This is a genomic window from Klebsiella sp. BDA134-6 (assembly GCF_015601345.1).
GTDB classification, from domain to species: domain Bacteria; phylum Pseudomonadota; class Gammaproteobacteria; order Enterobacterales; family Enterobacteriaceae; genus Klebsiella; species Klebsiella grimontii.
The window spans coordinates 4203829-4219755 of record NZ_CP064784.1; the positions used below are offsets into that span (position 1 = coordinate 4203829).

Annotated in this window: 13 protein-coding genes; all 13 read right to left on the reverse strand. The window is 56.4% G+C overall.

Going from position 1 to position 15927, the window contains the following annotated elements:
• Nucleotides 1-408: 408 nt before the first annotated feature.
• Nucleotides 409-960 (reverse strand): tyrosine-type DNA invertase, encoded by a 552-nt coding sequence (locus IYV58_RS19300; RefSeq protein ID WP_004123118.1) that lies wholly within the window; start codon nt 958-960, stop codon nt 409-411.
• A 202-nt stretch (nt 961-1162) separates the two neighbouring features.
• On the reverse strand, nt 1163-2620 hold the full coding sequence (nuoN, locus tag IYV58_RS19305; RefSeq protein WP_004123120.1) for an NADH-quinone oxidoreductase subunit NuoN: 1458 nt from the start codon (nt 2618-2620) through the stop codon (nt 1163-1165).
• A 6-nt stretch (nt 2621-2626) separates the two neighbouring features.
• Nucleotides 2627-4156, reverse strand: coding sequence for an NADH-quinone oxidoreductase subunit M (gene nuoM / locus IYV58_RS19310; protein ID WP_004870953.1), 1530 nt, complete (start codon nt 4154-4156; stop codon nt 2627-2629).
• 313 nt (nt 4157-4469) lie between these two features.
• Nucleotides 4470-6311, reverse strand: coding sequence for an NADH-quinone oxidoreductase subunit L (nuoL, locus tag IYV58_RS19315; protein WP_004123124.1), 1842 nt, complete (start codon nt 6309-6311; stop codon nt 4470-4472).
• Nucleotides 6308-6610, reverse strand: a complete 303-nt coding sequence (gene nuoK, locus IYV58_RS19320) for an NADH-quinone oxidoreductase subunit NuoK (RefSeq protein WP_004104062.1) — start codon at nt 6608-6610, stop codon at nt 6308-6310. The genes nuoL and nuoK overlap by 4 nt, the downstream gene beginning before the upstream one ends.
• Nucleotides 6607-7161: an NADH-quinone oxidoreductase subunit J gene (gene nuoJ / locus IYV58_RS19325; RefSeq protein WP_004123127.1), complete on the reverse strand. Its 555-nt coding sequence runs from the start codon at nt 7159-7161 to the stop codon at nt 6607-6609. Before nuoJ ends, nuoK begins: the two co-directional genes overlap by 4 nt.
• Nucleotides 7162-7171: 10 nt before the next feature.
• Nucleotides 7172-7714, reverse strand: coding sequence for an NADH-quinone oxidoreductase subunit NuoI (nuoI, locus tag IYV58_RS19330; protein ID WP_004104066.1), 543 nt, complete (start codon nt 7712-7714; stop codon nt 7172-7174).
• A 14-nt stretch (nt 7715-7728) separates the two neighbouring features.
• On the reverse strand, nt 7729-8706 hold the full coding sequence (gene nuoH / locus IYV58_RS19335; protein WP_004104068.1) for an NADH-quinone oxidoreductase subunit NuoH: 978 nt from the start codon (nt 8704-8706) through the stop codon (nt 7729-7731).
• Nucleotides 8703-11429 (reverse strand): NADH-quinone oxidoreductase subunit NuoG, encoded by a 2727-nt coding sequence (gene nuoG, locus IYV58_RS19340; RefSeq protein ID WP_004123129.1) that lies wholly within the window; start codon nt 11427-11429, stop codon nt 8703-8705. Before nuoG ends, nuoH begins: the two co-directional genes overlap by 4 nt.
• An 87-nt stretch (nt 11430-11516) precedes the next feature.
• Nucleotides 11517-12854 (reverse strand): NADH-quinone oxidoreductase subunit NuoF, encoded by a 1338-nt coding sequence (gene nuoF, locus IYV58_RS19345; protein WP_112165583.1) that lies wholly within the window; start codon nt 12852-12854, stop codon nt 11517-11519.
• Entirely contained in the window at nt 12851-13351 is a 501-nt protein-coding gene (gene nuoE / locus IYV58_RS19350; protein ID WP_004104075.1) for an NADH-quinone oxidoreductase subunit NuoE, read from the reverse strand. The genes nuoF and nuoE overlap by 4 nt, the downstream gene beginning before the upstream one ends.
• A gap of 2 nt (nt 13352-13353) precedes the next feature.
• Complete coding sequence (gene nuoC / locus IYV58_RS19355; RefSeq protein ID WP_004123133.1) at nt 13354-15162, reverse strand: NADH-quinone oxidoreductase subunit C/D; 1809 nt, start codon at nt 15160-15162, stop codon at nt 13354-13356.
• 86 nt (nt 15163-15248) lie between these two features.
• A complete protein-coding gene (gene nuoB / locus IYV58_RS19360; protein WP_002913178.1) occupies nt 15249-15923 on the reverse strand; it encodes an NADH-quinone oxidoreductase subunit NuoB in 675 nt (224 codons plus the stop codon).
• Between the last annotated feature and the right edge of the window lie 4 nt (nt 15924-15927).

The following is a 15927-nucleotide window of genomic DNA, read 5'->3' on the forward strand; positions in this document are numbered from 1 at the left end:
CAGTCAATGCATTCACTTATAAGCGCAATACCCTGCGCATCCTTTTATTTACGTTTGATACTAATAACGCAACAAAACATTGACCCATGAAATGGATATAATATTACGAAGTGGTCATTATGTATCAATTTGACCACTTCAATTAATTGAAATATATATCGCCAGGGAAGGCATTTTTTATTTCATATTTACCAGGGAAAAGCCTAATAAACACGATAAAAAACTAAAGAGTGGGAAGAGGCACAAACCATACATGAAGCCAATTAAAGAAACCAAAAAAATAAATGACACCTATATTTAATATAACCACATGAAAATAATAATAAAAAATATTGTTAATCATAAATTGACATTGTTACCACCTGTGGATAGCATAGGAGTCAGTTTGATACAAAATGACTATTCCATTTACCAAACCTCTCTAAATCTTGCATCATTACTTGCCGTATAGATAACCGTATGCTGAATATTCCGGTGTCCAAGGAAATCCTGGATTAATCGTGTATCCACCCCGTTATTCGCCAGCGCGAAACCGCACGCGTGGCGCAACATATGCGGATGCGCATTGATTTCCAACTGAGCAACAAGGCTCAGATTTTTCATCATCTGATATATTCTCTGGCGGGATAAAGGCTGGCCATTTCGTGATAAAAAGAGCCAGCCGGAATTATTCCCGGGGTAATTATTACGCACGCGCAGCCACTCGTTGAGTACCTTTACCTCTTGTTTATAAATAGGATGCGTGGTTGAAAAGCCATTTTTCAGCCGACGAATATAAATGACCCCACTTTGAATATCGATATCAGAGAGCTTCCAGTGGCGAATTTCGCTCACCCGACACCCATGATTAAAACACATCCACAGTAAACAGACATCGCGTTCCGGGTTAGCCCCCCGCCTGGCGGCTTCAACCAAACGCTGAACCTCCCCGACGGTCAAATGCTTACGCCTTGTTTTCATTCATTTTCTCCATCTACAAAACACAACATTGTGCGTAGTAATAATAGTACGGAAAATAAGAGGATGAGTGGAAATGTAAAGTGAGCTTAATATGATAAAAAGCATGAATATTACAAAAAATATTAAAGAGTAGAGCCCACCGTTTTCGCGCAGATAAAAAAAGGATCGCCGAAGCGATCCTTTTTACCCACGACCAATATCATTACATCAGCGGCATAGCCAACTGTACGATACTGATTAACGGCTGCGGCCATACGCCCAGCACCAGCACCAACAGCGCGGAGATCAGCACCACGATGCCCCCGGCGCTGTACTGCCAGTTAGACGGCGCATCGCGATTCAGTTTCTCCGGCGCGCTCAGATAGAGGCTCACCGCCACGCGCAGGTAGTAGTAGAGGCCAATCGCTGAACCCAGCACTACCGCCCCGACCAGCCACCACAGGTGCGCATGCACACCTACCGCCAGCACGTAGAATTTACCGATAAAGCCTAGCGTCATCGGGATACCGGCAAGAGACAGCATCATCACCGTCATCACCGCCGACAGAATCGGACGATGCCAGAACAGGCCGCGGTAGGAGTAGAGCGAATCGGCATCCGGGCCGCGGTACGGGCTGGACATCAGGCTCACCACGCCGAACGCGCCGAGGCTGCTGAACAGGTAACCGGCCAGGTAAACCCCCACCGCTTCCATCGACATGTCGCCGCTCTGCAGGGCAATCAGCGCCACCAGCAGGTAGCCAAGATGGGAAATGGATGAGTAGCCGAGCAGACGTTTGATATTGGTCTGGCTCAGCGCCATCAGGTTACCGAAGATAATCGACGCAAAGGCGATCAGGCCCAGCACCACGCGTACCGCCTCGCTGCCGCCAACCGGCATATAGAGGAACAGACGCATCACCACGCCGAAGATGGCGATCTTACTGGCGGTCGCCAGGAAGGTGGAGACCGGCGCAGGCGCACCCTGGTAAACGTCCGGCGTCCACAGGTGGAAAGGCACTAGCGACAGCTTAAAGCCAAGGCCGACAATCATCAGACCAAGACCGGCTAGCAGCAGCGGCTCGTGCAGCATGCCATCCGTCAGGCTCTTACCGAGCGCCAGGAACGAAAGGTTACCGGAATTGGCATATACCAGCGCCATACCGAACAGCAGGAACGAAGAGGCAACCGCGGACAGAATCGTGTACTTGATGCTGGCTTCCAGCGAGCGTTTCTGGCGGAAGGCGTAGCCGACCAGGCCGAACAGCGGCAGCGAAATCAGTTCGATGCCGAGGAACAGCGCCGCCAGATGGTTAGCGCCCGCCAGCAGAATGCCGCCCAGCGCGGCAATCAGCACCAGCAGATAGAACTCTTCTTTATTGTCCTTGTAACCCTCAAGCCATGGGTAGGCGAAAGTACAGGTGGCGAGGCTCGCCAGCAGCACCAGCCCGGTGTAGAGCATCGAGTAGCCATCTACGCGAATCAACGGCGTGACGTCCATCGCTCCGTTCTGACCCACGAACCAGAGTGATATCAGCGCGGCGTTCAGGCCGAGAACCGACAGCGTGGCATTGAGGAAATGATTGCGTCGCCACGCAATGGAGAGCATCACAACCACCACCGTCAAGCCGACGATCAGCAGCGGTAGCAGTGCGATCAGTTGTTGTGGAGTTATTGTCATGGCGAATTACGGCCTTGTAGTAGAAACAGAATTAACAAACCACTGCTGAATGTTGCTCATCGCAGAGTGCGAGGTGTCCAGAATCGGCTGTGGGAAGAAGCCCAGCAGCACCAGCAGAACAACCAGCAGCAGGATGATCGACAGTTCACGCAGGGACATTCCCGGCAACGCTTTCGCGGCGATTTCGCTTTTTGCTTTACCAAAGTACGCGCGATGCAGCATCGACAGCGAGTACACGGAAGCGAACACCAGACCGAAGGTAGAAATAATAGTAATCACCGGTACGGTTTTATAGCTGCCGAACAGAATCATAAATTCGCCGACGAAGTTACCGGTACCCGGCATCCCGAGGGTCGCGACCGCAAAGAACATCGACAGCGCCGGCAGCCACTTAATTTTGCTCCACAGGCCGCCCATCTGACGCATATCGCGCGTATGCAGGCGCTCGTACAGCTGGCCGCAAAGAATAAACAGGCCAGCAGCGGACAGGCCGTGGGCAATCATCTGAATCACCGCGCCCTGGTAAGCCAGCTGGCTGCCGGTGTAGATAGCAATCAGCACGAAGCCCATATGGGAAACAGAGGTGTAAGCAATCAGACGCTTGATATCGTACTGGCTGAAGGCCATCCACGCGCCGTAGAAAATACCGATGACGCCCAGCCACATGGCGATAGGGGCAAATTCGGCGGAAGCGTTCGGGAACAGCGGCAACGCAAAACGCAGCAGGCCGTAGGCCGCGGTTTTCAACAAGATCCCCGCGAGGTCAACAGAACCGGCGGTCGGCGCCTGAGAGTGCGCATCCGGCAGCCAGCCGTGCAGCGGAACCACCGGCATTTTTACCGCGAAAGCGATAAAGAAGCCCAGCATCAGCATGTATTCCACGCCGTGGGACATCGGTGTTTTCAGCAGTTCTTCATAGTTGAAGGTCCACACGCCGGTAGCGTTGAAGTGGACAAACGCCAGCGCCAGGATGGCAATCAGCATCACCAGCCCGCTCGCCTGGGTATAAATGAAGAACTTGGTTGCCGCCGTGATACGCGTTTTACCGTCGGAGGCCTTATGGCCCCACAGCGCGATCAGGAAGTACATCGGCACCAGCATCATTTCCCAGAAGAAAAAGAACAGGAACAGGTCGATAGCCAGGAATACGCCGATCACGCCGCCGAGGATCCACATCAGGTTAAGATGGAAAAAGCCCTGATATTTTTCAATTTCGCGCCATGAACAGAGCACCGCCAGCACGCCGAGCAGCCCGGTCAGCACCACCATCAGCAGCGACAGACCGTCGATAGCCAGATGAATGCTAATACCGAATCGCGGGATCCACGGCATCACGAATTCCGACTGCCACTGCGGAATACCAGTAGATTGCGTGAGAGAATAGCCGCCCTGCATCCACAACTGCAGGCCAAGCAGAAACGTCAATCCCATAGTGATCAGCGCGATCCAGCGCGGCATCTTCACGCCAAAGCGTTCAGTCTGCCAGCACAGGAAGCCGCCGATGAAGGGAATTAGTATTAACCAGGGTAATAACATAGCTAAGTATGTCCCTTATATTTTACTCCTGCTCAGGCTATCTCGCTCGCCAGCCCGAATCCTGCCAGTGCTCACACAAAACGCAGCGCGTTTCGAACGTCCGTAAGGACGGCCCCGTAGGGCTGAGCTTCGCGAATCATCCTCACGTACTCAAGTACGCTCCGGTCGATCTGCGCTGGCGGTCTCCGATCTGACTTCGCCGATGACGCCTGTACTTCAGGAACAGATTTTAAACGAATTCTAAAAATAATTTTGGGTTTGTAGGCCGGATAAACACAGCGCCATCCGGCAATCGTTCAACCAGCCAACAAACTCAACGCAATACCATCAGCAGCGCCAGCACCACGACCGCGCCGATGCCCATAGAAGCAACATACCAGCGCAGATAGCCATTCTCGCTCACCACCAGGCCTTTGCCTGCGAAGCGGGAAAGGATCGCCGGAATGTTCATCAGGGCATTCAGCGGATCGCTCTTCAGCAGCCACGCCACGCCGAGGAACGGCTTAACGAACACTTTGTCATACAGCCAGTCAAAGCCCCAGGCGTTGTACCACCAGGTACCGAGCAGACGACCCGGCGCGCTGTTGGCAATCGACGTCACTAGCGTGCGTTTACCCAGCCACAGCCAGGCGGCAATCAGAATGCCGGCAATGGCAATCACCCCGGAGGCGATTTCCAGCGTCATGACGCGTCCGTGTTCAAGCTCGGTGGTCTGCGGCAGCACGCCTTCCAGCGGCGGCACAATCAGCGCGCCAACAAAGGTCGAGAGCACCAGCAGCACAATCAGCGGCAGATGATGGGTAATCCCCTTCCCTGCATGAGCGTGAATTTGTTCTTTACCGTGGAACACGATGAAAATCATACGGAAGGTGTACAGGGAGGTCATAAACGCCCCGACCAGACCGGCGACCATCAGATTAAGATGACCATTCGCCATCGCGCCCGCCAGAATCTCATCCTTACTGAAGAAGCCGGCAGTCACCAGCGGCAGCGCGGACAGCGCGGCGCCCCCTACCAGGAAGCAGACGTATACCAGCGGAATTGACTTACGCAGGCCGCCCATCTTGAAGATATTCTGTTCGTGATGGCAGGCGAGAATCACCGAACCGGAAGACAGGAACAGCAGCGCTTTAAAGAACGCATGGGTCATCAGATGGAAAATTGCCGCATCCCATGCCTGCACGCCAAGCGCGAGGAACATGTAGCCAATCTGGCTCATGGTGGAATACGCGAGTACGCGTTTGATATCGGTCTGCACCAGGGCGGCAAAACCTGCCAGTACCAGCGTCACCGCCCCGACAATCCCCACCAGATGCAGTACTTCCGGGGTCATCAGGAACAGGCCGTGAGTACGAGCAATCAGATAAACACCGGCGGTGACCATGGTCGCGGCGTGGATCAGCGCGGAGACAGGGGTTGGACCCGCCATCGCGTCCGCCAGCCAGGTCTGCAACGGCAGCTGGGCAGATTTACCCACCGCGCCGCCCAGCAGCATCAGGGTTGCCCACATCAGCATGTTATTACCTGCTTCGAAGTGCGCAGGCGCCAGTTCGACCATTTCGCGGAAGTTCAGGGTGCCCAGCTCGTTGTAGAGAATGAACAGCGCGAACGCCAGGAATACGTCGCCGACGCGGGTCACCACAAACGCTTTCATCGCTGCCGCGCCGTTCTTCGGATCGGTGTAGTAGAAGCCGATCAGCAGATAGGAGCACAGGCCCACGCCTTCCCAGCCGAGGTACATCAGCAGCAGGTTATCCGCAAGCACCAGAACGACCATGCTGGCGATAAACAGGTTGGTATAGGCGAAGAAGCGGGAGTAACCCTCTTCACCGCGCATATACCAGGAGGCGAACATGTGGATCAGGAAGCCGACGCCGGTGACCACGGACAGCATAGTCAGAGAGAGGCCGTCCAGCACCAGATTGAAGCCGATGTTGAAGTCGCCGACCGACATCCAGGTCCACAGCGGTACGCTGACCGCCTGTTTGCCGTTGGCGAAGAAGTCAACGCCGACAAACGCCGTGACCAGCGCCGCCAGGCCTACCGAGCCCACACCCACGGTGGCGGATAAATTTTCCGACCAGCGGCCACGGGAGAAGGCCAGCAAAACAAAGCCAATCAATGGCAAAAGAATGGTTAAGGCAAGCATGTTCATCCGCGCAACTCACTTACTGAATCGATGTTCAGGTTCTGGCGACGACGATGGAGCTGCAGCAGCAGCGCCAGGCCGATACTCGCTTCCGCGGCGGCGAGCGTGATGGCGAGGATATACATTATCTGGCCATCGGTCTGGCCCCAGTAGCTCCCTGCAACCACGAAAGCCAGCGCGGCGGCATTGATCATGATCTCCAGGCTAATCAGCATAAACAGCAGATTGCGGCGGATAACCAGCCCCGTCAGGCCGAGGACAAACAGGACAGAGGCGAGGATCAGTCCATGTGTTAAGGGGATCATGCGTGTTCCTCCGTTTTTCTTTTATCGCTGTCGTTCGGACGGTTGCTCAGCACTTCCCCGGCGCGTTCTTCACGGCCGATATGGAAGGCGACAACCAGGCCCGCAAGCAGAAGCATGGAGGCCAGCTCCACCGCCAGTACGTACGGCCCAAACAGCGCGATACCCACCTCTTTGGCGTTAATCGCCGCGCCGTCGATACCCTGATCGTTAACGCCGAGAATGGCGTAAACGATCACCACCAGCAGCACCGCGGAAAGAATGGCTGGACCAATCCAGATCCCGGGTTTCAGCCACTGACGCTCCTGTTCGATTTCGCTGCCGCCCAAATTGAGCATCATCACCACGAACACGAACAGCACCATAATGGCCCCGGCGTAGACAATAATTTCCAGCGCACCGGCAAAGTAGGCCCCTAACGAGAAGAACACCCCGGCAATCGCCAACAGCGAAATAATCAGGTACAGCAGCGCGTGCACCGGATTGGTGTGGGTGATCACCCGCAGGGTTGCGAGGATGGCTATCAGGCCACAGATATAAAAAGCGAATTCCATTGCCCTCTCCTTACGGTAACAGGCTCTTGACGTCGATAGGCTTAGCTTCGTTCTCTGCTTCGCCCTTATCTTTGCCGTCGATTGCCATACCCGCCATCCGGTAGAAGTTATATTCCGGATATTTACCCGGACCGGAAATCAGCAGATCCTCTTTTTCGTACACCAGATCCTGACGTTTGTATTCGCCCAGCTCAAAGTCCGGGGTCAACTGAATCGCCGTGGTCGGGCACGCTTCTTCGCACAGGCCGCAAAAAATACAGCGCGAGAAGTTGATGCGGAAAAACTCCGGGTACCAGCGACCGTCTTTGGTCTCCGCTTTTTGCAGAGAGATACAGCCTACCGGACAGGCTACCGCACACAGGTTACAGGCAACGCAGCGCTCTTCGCCGTCCGGATCGCGCGTCAGCACGATGCGGCCACGGTAGCGCGGCGGCAGATATACCGGCTCTTCCGGGTACATCCGAGTTTCTCGTTTGGCAAAGGCGTGCATCCCGATCATGCAGATACTGCGGACCTGGGTGCCAAACCCTACCAATAATTCTTTTAAGGTCATGGTCAATTCACCCCTTATTGCGCCTGCCAGAGAATGACAGCCGCCGTTACCAACAGGTTGATCAGCGTTAACGGCAGGCATACCTTCCAGCCAAAGGACATTACCTGGTCATAACGCGGACGCGGTAATGATGCGCGGATCAAAATGAACATCATCATAAAGAACGCGGTTTTCAGCGCGAACCAGATGAAAGGAGGTAACCATGGGCCATTCCAGCCGCCGAAGAACAGCGTCACAATCAGCGCCGATACGGTGACAATCCCGATATATTCACCGACGAAGAACAGACCGAACTTCATGCCGGAGTATTCGATATGGTAACCGTCGGCCAGCTCCTGTTCCGCTTCCGGTTGGTCAAACGGATGACGGTGACATACCGCTACGCCCGCAATCGCAAAGGTCACGAAGCCAAAGAACTGAGGGATGACGTTCCACAGATGCGCCTGGTTGTTGACGATATCGGTCATGTTGAATGAACCGGCCTGCGCCACCACGCCCATCAGGGAAAGCCCGAGGAACACTTCGTAGCTCAGGGTCTGGGCAGAAGCACGCATCGCGCCAAGCAGCGAGTATTTGTTGTTGCTCGACCAGCCGGCGAACAGTACCGCATAGACCGCCAGGCCTGCCATCATCAGGAAGAACAGAATGCCGATGTTCAGATCGGCCACCACCCACGTCGGGCTGACCGGCACGATGGCGAAGGCCAGCAGCAGCGAAGTAAAGGCGATCACCGGCGCCAGAGTAAAGATCACGCGATCCGAGAAGCGCGGAACCCAGTCCTCTTTAAAGAACATCTTGATCATGTCGGCGACGAGCTGCAGCGAACCGCCCCAGCCCACGCGGTTAGGTCCGTAACGGTTCTGGAACAGGCCCAACAGACGACGTTCGCCGAAGCTCATAAACGCGCCGCAGGTGACCACCACCAGTAGAATCACTACCGCTTTAAGGATGCCTAACAGAATGTCGATGAGATCGGGAGTTAACCAACTCATGCTTTCGCCTCCTGCAGAGTATCAATACGCGCTCCGGTCAGCACCGGCGCAATCCCTGGCATGCCCATCGGTAAGCCAACCTGTCCTGCCGTCAGCCCCGCCGAGATTACCAGCGGCAGGCTAAGCGCCTGGCCATCAACGCTAAAAGAGACCATTGCACCTTCGTTCACCCCAAGCTTCGCGGCATCTGCCGGGTTCAGCTTAACGTACGGCTGCGGCATGCGGCTCTGGAATACCGGAGAACGCTGCGACAGCTCGTCGCTGCCGAACAGATGGTAGTAAGGCGCGATACGCCATTTCCCGTCTTCTGCCTGGAAACTTGCTGGTACCGCGGTAAAGTACTCAAGACCGCTGGCGGAAGCTTCAATCAAACGCACGCCCGGATCGCCGTGGCGCAGTTTACCGCCCACTTCATCCTGGAACTTGTTCCACGCCTGCGGTGAGTTCCAGCCCGGAGCCCAGGCAAACGGAATTTGCGAGCGCGGCGCGGACGGCTGGTTGTTCCCTTCCATGGAGAAGGCGAACATGGTGTCTTTATCCTGCGGCTGACGGGGTTCATGCACGCTGATGTTGGCGCGCATGGCCGTACGACCGCTGTAGCGGTGCGGTTCACGGGCCAGCTTCTGGCCGCGAATGCGGAAGGTCGCATCCGGCGCGGCGTCTTTGATCCCGGCCAGCTGCGGCAGGGCGGCAATGGCGGCGTCAATCACGTGGTCCAGCTGGGTCCAGTCAACCTGACGGTTGTTCACGGTGCTGTGCAATGAGTGCAGCCAGCGCCAGCTCTCCAGCATTACGGTTTTCGCGTCGTAGTAGGCCGGGTCGTAAACCTGGAAGAAGCGCTGGGCGCGACCTTCGTTGTTGACCACGGTACCGTCGCTTTCCGCAAAGCTTGCCGCGGAGAGCACCAGATGCGCTTTTTCCATAATCGCCGTACGCTGATGGTCAACCACCATCACCAGGGGCGCTTTCGCCAGCGCCGCATCAACGCGGGCGGCTGAAGCGTGGCGGTGCAGGTCGTTTTCCAGCACGATAACCGCATCGGCAGAGCCGGTTTCCAGTTCGCTCAGCGCTTCTTCAAGCGAGCCGCCGCCGATCATGCCGAGGCCAACGCTGTTGACCGCGCGGGCGACCATCGTCACGCCGACATCGGCGCCGCGACCTTTCAGGGCTTTCGCCACGTTGGCCGCCGCCTGAATAACTTCAATGCTGCCGGCGTTGGTTCCGGAGACAATCAGCGGTTTTTTCGCTCCGGCTAACGCCTGAACGATCACGTCAATTTTGCCTTTCAGCTCGCCGCTCAGCCCTTCTACCGCCGGGGCGCTTTCGTCCAGCGCATGGGCGATGGCAAAACCGAGGCGCGCCTGATCTTCCACCGGCGCGCGGTAGGTCCATGCGGCGATGTCATCGAGGCGGGTGTCATCAATATTGGTGACAAACAGCGGATGCTTCGCGCGCTGGCCGATGTTAAGGATCGCGGCGATCTGCCAGTCGGCGACTTTCTGCGCCGCCGCCATTTCACGCGCTTTGCCTTTCACCGCCTGACGCACCGCCAGCGCGATACGCGCGCCGGTCTGGGTGATGTCTTCGCCGAGGATCAGCACCGCATCGTAGGATTCGATCTCGCGCAGCGCCGGGGTATGAATACCGCCATCGCGCAGCACTTTCAGCATCATCTGCAGGCGTTCTTGTTCACCTTTAGCAATGCCGGTATAGAAGTTCCCGGCGCCGACCAGTTCGCGCAGCGCGAAGTTGCTTTCGAGGCTGGCGCGCGGAGAGCCGATACCGATTACTTTCTTCGACTGACGCAGAATATCCGCCGCACCCTGCATCGCCTGCTCGGCGTTAAGGGTAATCAGATCGTCGCCGCGGCGTTGAACCGGCTGACGCGGACGGTCTTTGAGATTCACATAGCCGTAGCCGAAACGACCGCGGTCGCAGAGGAAGTAGCGGTTAACGGTACCGTTATAGCGGTTTTCGATACGACGCAGTTCGCCATAGCGTTCGCCGGGGCTGATGTTACAGCCGACGGAACACTGCTGGCAGATGCTTGGCGCAAACTGCATGTCCCATTTACGGTTATAACGCTCGGAGTGCGTTTTATCGGTAAACACGCCGGTCGGACAGACTTCCACCAGGTTGCCGGAGAACTCGCTTTCCAGCGTCCCGTCTTCCGGGCGTCCGAAGTAGACGTTGTCGTGAGCGCCATAAACGCCAAGATCGGTGCCGTCTGCATAATCTTTGTAATAGCGAACGCAGCGGTAGCAGGCGATACAGCGGTTCATTTCGTGAGAGATGAACGGCCCAAGATCCTGGTTGCGGTGAGTACGCTTGGTAAAGCGGTAGCGACGGAAGCTATGACCGGTCATTACGGTCATATCCTGCAAGTGGCAGTTGCCGCCCTCTTCGCACACCGGACAGTCGTGCGGGTGGTTGGTCATCAGCCACTCAACTACGCTTTCGCGGAACTGCTTCGCTTCTGCGTCGTCGATGGAAATAAAAGTGCCGTCGGATGCCGGTGTCATACAGGACATCACCAGGCGGCCACGCGTGTCTTCCGCGTTCTGATATTGCTTCACCGCACACTGGCGGCAAGCACCGACGCTCCCTAGCGCCGGATGCCAGCAAAAGTATGGAATATCCAGGCCCAAAGAGAGACAAGCTTCTAGCAGGTTGTCCGCTCCGTTGACCTCGTACTCTTTGCCGTCTACATGAATCGTAGCCATTAGCGTGCTTCCAAAGTAAAAAAATCTTTTCCACTTATTCATTCAGGCAGCCAACGTAGAGGCAACCTGAATGATTTTGTGGATACATTACCAGCGCGTCTTAAGCAGGTTCGGCTGAATCCCGTTGATTGCATGGGTATTGCTGAACTGCTGTTTAATGCCAGCTTCGAATTCTTCGCGGAAATATTTAATCGCGCTCTGTAGCGGCTCAACCGCACCCGGCGCGTGCGCGCAGAAGGTTTTACCCGGACCGAGGAATCGACACAGCTGCTCAAGCGTCTCGATATCCCCCGGCTGGCCTTCGCCACGCTCGAGAGCGCGCAGAATTTTCACGCTCCACGGCAGGCCGTCACGGCAGGGCGTACACCAGCCGCAGGACTCTCGGGCGAAAAACTCTTCAAGGTTGCGCACCAGCGATACCATGCCGATTTCGTGGTCAACCGCCATCGCCAGCGCGGTGCCCAGACGGCTACCCGCTTTACCGATGCTTTCGAATTCCATCGGCAGGTCGAGATGCGCTTCGGTCAGGAAGTCAGTGCCCGCGCCGCCCGGCTGCCAGGCTTTAAACTTCAGACCATCGCGCATGCCGCCCGCGTAATCTTCCAGAATTTCGCGCGCGGTGGTGCCGAACGGCAGCTCCCAGACGCCCGGGTTCTTCACTCGGCCAGAGAAGCCCATCAGCTTGGTGCCGGCGTCTTTACTGGTAGAGATGTTCTGATACCACTCGACGCCGTTGGCCAGAATCGCCGGAACGTTGCACAGGGTTTCAACGTTGTTTACGCAGGTCGGTTTCCCCCAGACGCCAGAGCTGGCCGGGAACGGCGGCTTCGAACGTGGGTTGGCGCGGCGGCCTTCGAGTGAGTTGATCAGCGCGGTTTCTTCGCCGCAGATATAGCGCCCTGCCCCGGTGTGCACAAACAGTTCGAAGTCAAAACCGGTGCCAAGGATATTTTTACCCAACAGACCCGCTTCGGTCGCTTCGGCAATGGCCCGGCGCAGGTGCTGCGCCGCTTCGATATATTCGCCGCGCAGGAAGATATAGCCGCGGTAGGCTTTCAGCGCGAACGCGGAGATCAGCATGCCCTCCACCAGGAGGTGCGGCAGCTGTTCCATCAGTAGGCGATCTTTATAGGTGCCCGGTTCCATTTCATCGGCGTTACACAGTAGGTAACGGATGTTCATGGACTCGTCTTTCGGCATCAGGCTCCACTTCAGACCGGTGGAAAAGCCCGCGCCGCCGCGCCCTTTCAGGCCGGCGTCTTTTACCGCAGTGACGATTTCATCCGGCGCCATGCCGGAGAGCGCTTTACGCGCCCCGGCGTAGCCGTTTTTACTCTGGTATTCATCCAGCCATACCGGCTGTTTGTCGTCGCGCAGACGCCAGGTTAACGGATGGGTTTCGGCAGTACGAATAATGGTTTTCATTTATACCGCTCCAGGAGGTCAGGAATCGCTTCCGGCGTCAGATAACTGTGAGTGTCCTCATCAATCATCATGGTCGGCCCCTTGTCGCAGTTGCCCAGGCAGCAGGTCGGCAGCAGAGTGAAGCGGCCATCAAAGGTAGTTTGACCCGGTTTGATATCCAGCTTCTTCTCGATCGCCGACTGAATGCCCTGGAACCCGGTGATATGGCACACCACGCTGTCGCAGTAGCGAATCACGTGACGGCCTACCGGCTGGCGGAATATTTGGCTATAGAAGGTCGCCACGCCTTCTACGTCGCTGGCCGGGATCCCCAGCACATCGGCGATAGCGTAGATTGCGCCGTCCGGCACCCAACCGCGCTGCTTCTGAACGATCTTCAGCGCTTCAATGGACGCCGCACGCGGGTCTTCGTAGTGGTGCTTTTCGTGCTCAATCGCCTCACGCTCTGCCGCACTCAGCTCAAAAGCCTCGGTTTGTGGTTGTTGATTCTCGTGCATAATTAGCGGTCCACGTCTGACATAACAAAATCGATACTACCCAGATAGACAATCAGGTCGGAGACCAGACTGCCGCGAATAGCGGCCGGGATCTGCTGCAGGTGTGCGAAGCTTGGCGTGCGCACGCGGGTACGGTAGCTCATGGTGCTGCCGTCGCTGGTCAGGTAGTAACTGTTAATACCCTTGGTCGCTTCAATCATCTGGAAGGATTCTTGCGCCGGCATGACCGGGCCCCAGGAAACCTGCAGGAAGTGCGTAATCAGGGTTTCGATATGCTGCAGCGTACGCTCTTTCGGCGGCGGCGTCGTCAGCGGGTGATCCGCCTTGAACGGGCCTTCCGGCATGTTATCGAGGCACTGCTGAAGAATGCGCAGGCTCTGGCGCAGCTCTTCCACTTTCAGCATCACGCGGGTGTAGCAGTCGGAGACGCCACCGCCGGTCGGGATTTCAAAGTCGAAGTTTTCATAGCCAGAATAAGGACGCCATTTACGCACGTCGAAGCCGATGCCGGTCGCGCGCAGGCCCGCGCCGGTGGTGCCCCACTCCAGCGCTTCTTTGGCGTTGTAGGCGGCAACCCCTTTCGAACGACCGATCAGGATGGAGTTGCGCAGCGCGGCCTTTTCATAGGAATCCAGACGCTTCGGCATCCACTCGAGGAATTCGCGCAGCAGGCGATCCCAACCGCGGGGCAGGTCGTGCGCGACGCCGCCGATACGGAACCAGGCCGGGTGCATACGGAAGCCGGTAATCGCTTCCACCAGATCGTAGATCTTTTGGCGGTCGGTAAAGGCAAAGAACACCGGCGTCATCGCCCCGACGTCCTGGATAAAGGTGGAGATGTACAGCAGATGGCTGTTGATACGGAACAGCTCGGAAAGCATTACGCGGATGACGTTGACGCGATCCGGCACGGTTATTCCCGCCAGTTTCTCCACCGCCAGCACGTACGGCATCTCATTAACGCAGCCGCCGAGGTACTCAATACGGTCGGTATACGGAATGTAGCTGTGCCAGGACTGGCGCTCACCCATCTTCTCAGCGCCGCGGTGGTGGTAGCCGATATCCGGAACGCAGTCGATGATCTCTTCGCCATCAAGCTGCAAAATAATACGGAACGCACCGTGCGCGGAGGGGTGGTTCGGGCCGAGGTTAAGGAACATAAAGTCCTCGTTTTCGGTCCCGCGCTTCATGCCCCACTCTTCCGGTTTGAAAGTCAGCGCTTCCATTTCCAGATCCTGTTTGGCTTTGGTCAGCTCAAACGGGTCAAATTCGGTTGCACGCGCCGGGTAGTCTTTACGCAGCGGGTGGCCTTCCCAGGTCGGCGGCATCATGATGCGGCGCAGATTCGGGTGACCATCGAAGGTGACGCCAAACATCTCCCAGGTTTCACGCTCATACCAGTTGGCGTTCGGATACAGTTTGGTGAAGGTCGGCAGATGCAGATCGTTTTCAGACAATGCAACCTTGAGCATGATGTCGCGATTGCGGTCGATTGAAATCAGGTGATAGAAAACGGAAAAATCCGCGGCGGGTAAACCATCGCGGTGCGTGCGCAGACGTTCGTCCATGCCATGCAGGTCAAACAGCATCACGTAAGGCTTCGGCAACTTCTTCAGGAAATCACCCACCTCAAGCAGCTGTTCGCGCTTCACCCAAACCACCGGAACGCCGGTGCGGGTGGGCTGAACGGTAAAGGCATCCGGCCCAAAACGGTTGCGCAGTTCGCCGATCACCGGGTCATCAAGGTGATCGCGGGTTTGCCAGGCTGGTGCGGCGTCATGCGCGGTTAAATCGGTCATATTGTTCACCATTGCAAAAGGTCCGTGGTGACTGCCGGCGAGACTTCGCGCTGTAGTAGATTGATTTGCGAAGTTTTCATCCCGCCCGCAGGCGCAAGTTAAATCTCGTCCGGAGTCCGCAGATTGGTCACTGCAATACGTTCGCCGCGTTTACGCTCGCGTTCCGACTGCATATTGGCGCGATAAACGCCCTGATCGCCTACCACCCAAGAGAGCGGACGACGTTCTTTACCAATGGATTCCTGCAGCAGCATCAGCGCCTGCATATACGCTTCCGGACGCGGCGGGCAGCCCGGGATGTAAACATCGACCGGAATAAACTTATCCACGCCCTGCACGACAGAGTAAATATCGTACATTCCGCCGGAGTTGGCGCATGCGCCCATCGAGATAACCCACTTCGGCTCCAGCATCTGGTCATAAAGACGCTGAATGACCGGCGCCATTTTGGTAAAGCAGGTGCCGGCGACCACCATCAGGTCAGCCTGACGCGGGGAGGCACGTAATACTTCTGCACCAAAGCGCGCAACGTCATGCACCGCGGTGAATGACGTCACCATTTCCACGTAGCAGCAAGAAAGGCCGAAGTTGTAAGGCCAGATTGAGTTCTTACGGCCCCAGTTAACCATGTCATGTAAGGCGTGTTCGAGTTTCCCCATATACACGCTTTTGTTGACTTCTTGCTCCAGGGGGTCGGTTACGATCTCCTGTTTTTGCAGGGGGTAACGGTCGTTCTCACCGTTAGGATCGATGCGGGTGAGCGTATAATCCATCTTA

Coding starts and splice junctions, on each gene's coding strand:
- IYV58_RS19300 (WP_004123118.1), bottom strand. CDS start 960: ATGAAAACAAGGCGTAAGCATTTGACCGTCGGGGAGGTTCAGCGTTTG.
- nuoN (WP_004123120.1), bottom strand. CDS start 2,620: ATGACAATAACTCCACAACAACTGATCGCACTGCTACCGCTGCTGATC.
- nuoM (WP_004870953.1), bottom strand. CDS start 4,156: ATGTTATTACCCTGGTTAATACTAATTCCCTTCATCGGCGGCTTCCTG.
- nuoL (WP_004123124.1), bottom strand. CDS start 6,311: ATGAACATGCTTGCCTTAACCATTCTTTTGCCATTGATTGGCTTTGTT.
- nuoK (WP_004104062.1), bottom strand. CDS start 6,610: ATGATCCCCTTAACACATGGACTGATCCTCGCCTCTGTCCTGTTTGTC.
- nuoJ (WP_004123127.1), bottom strand. CDS start 7,161: ATGGAATTCGCTTTTTATATCTGTGGCCTGATAGCCATCCTCGCAACC.
- nuoI (WP_004104066.1), bottom strand. CDS start 7,714: ATGACCTTAAAAGAATTATTGGTAGGGTTTGGCACCCAGGTCCGCAGT.
- nuoH (WP_004104068.1), bottom strand. CDS start 8,706: ATGAGTTGGTTAACTCCCGATCTCATCGACATTCTGTTAGGCATCCTT.
- nuoG (WP_004123129.1), bottom strand. CDS start 11,429: ATGGCTACGATTCATGTAGACGGCAAAGAGTACGAGGTCAACGGAGCG.
- nuoF (WP_112165583.1), bottom strand. CDS start 12,854: ATGAAAACCATTATTCGTACTGCCGAAACCCATCCGTTAACCTGGCGT.
- nuoE (WP_004104075.1), bottom strand. CDS start 13,351: ATGCACGAGAATCAACAACCACAAACCGAGGCTTTTGAGCTGAGTGCG.
- nuoC (WP_004123133.1), bottom strand. CDS start 15,162: ATGGTGAACAATATGACCGATTTAACCGCGCATGACGCCGCACCAGCC.
- nuoB (WP_002913178.1), bottom strand. CDS start 15,923: ATGGATTATACGCTCACCCGCATCGATCCTAACGGTGAGAACGACCGT.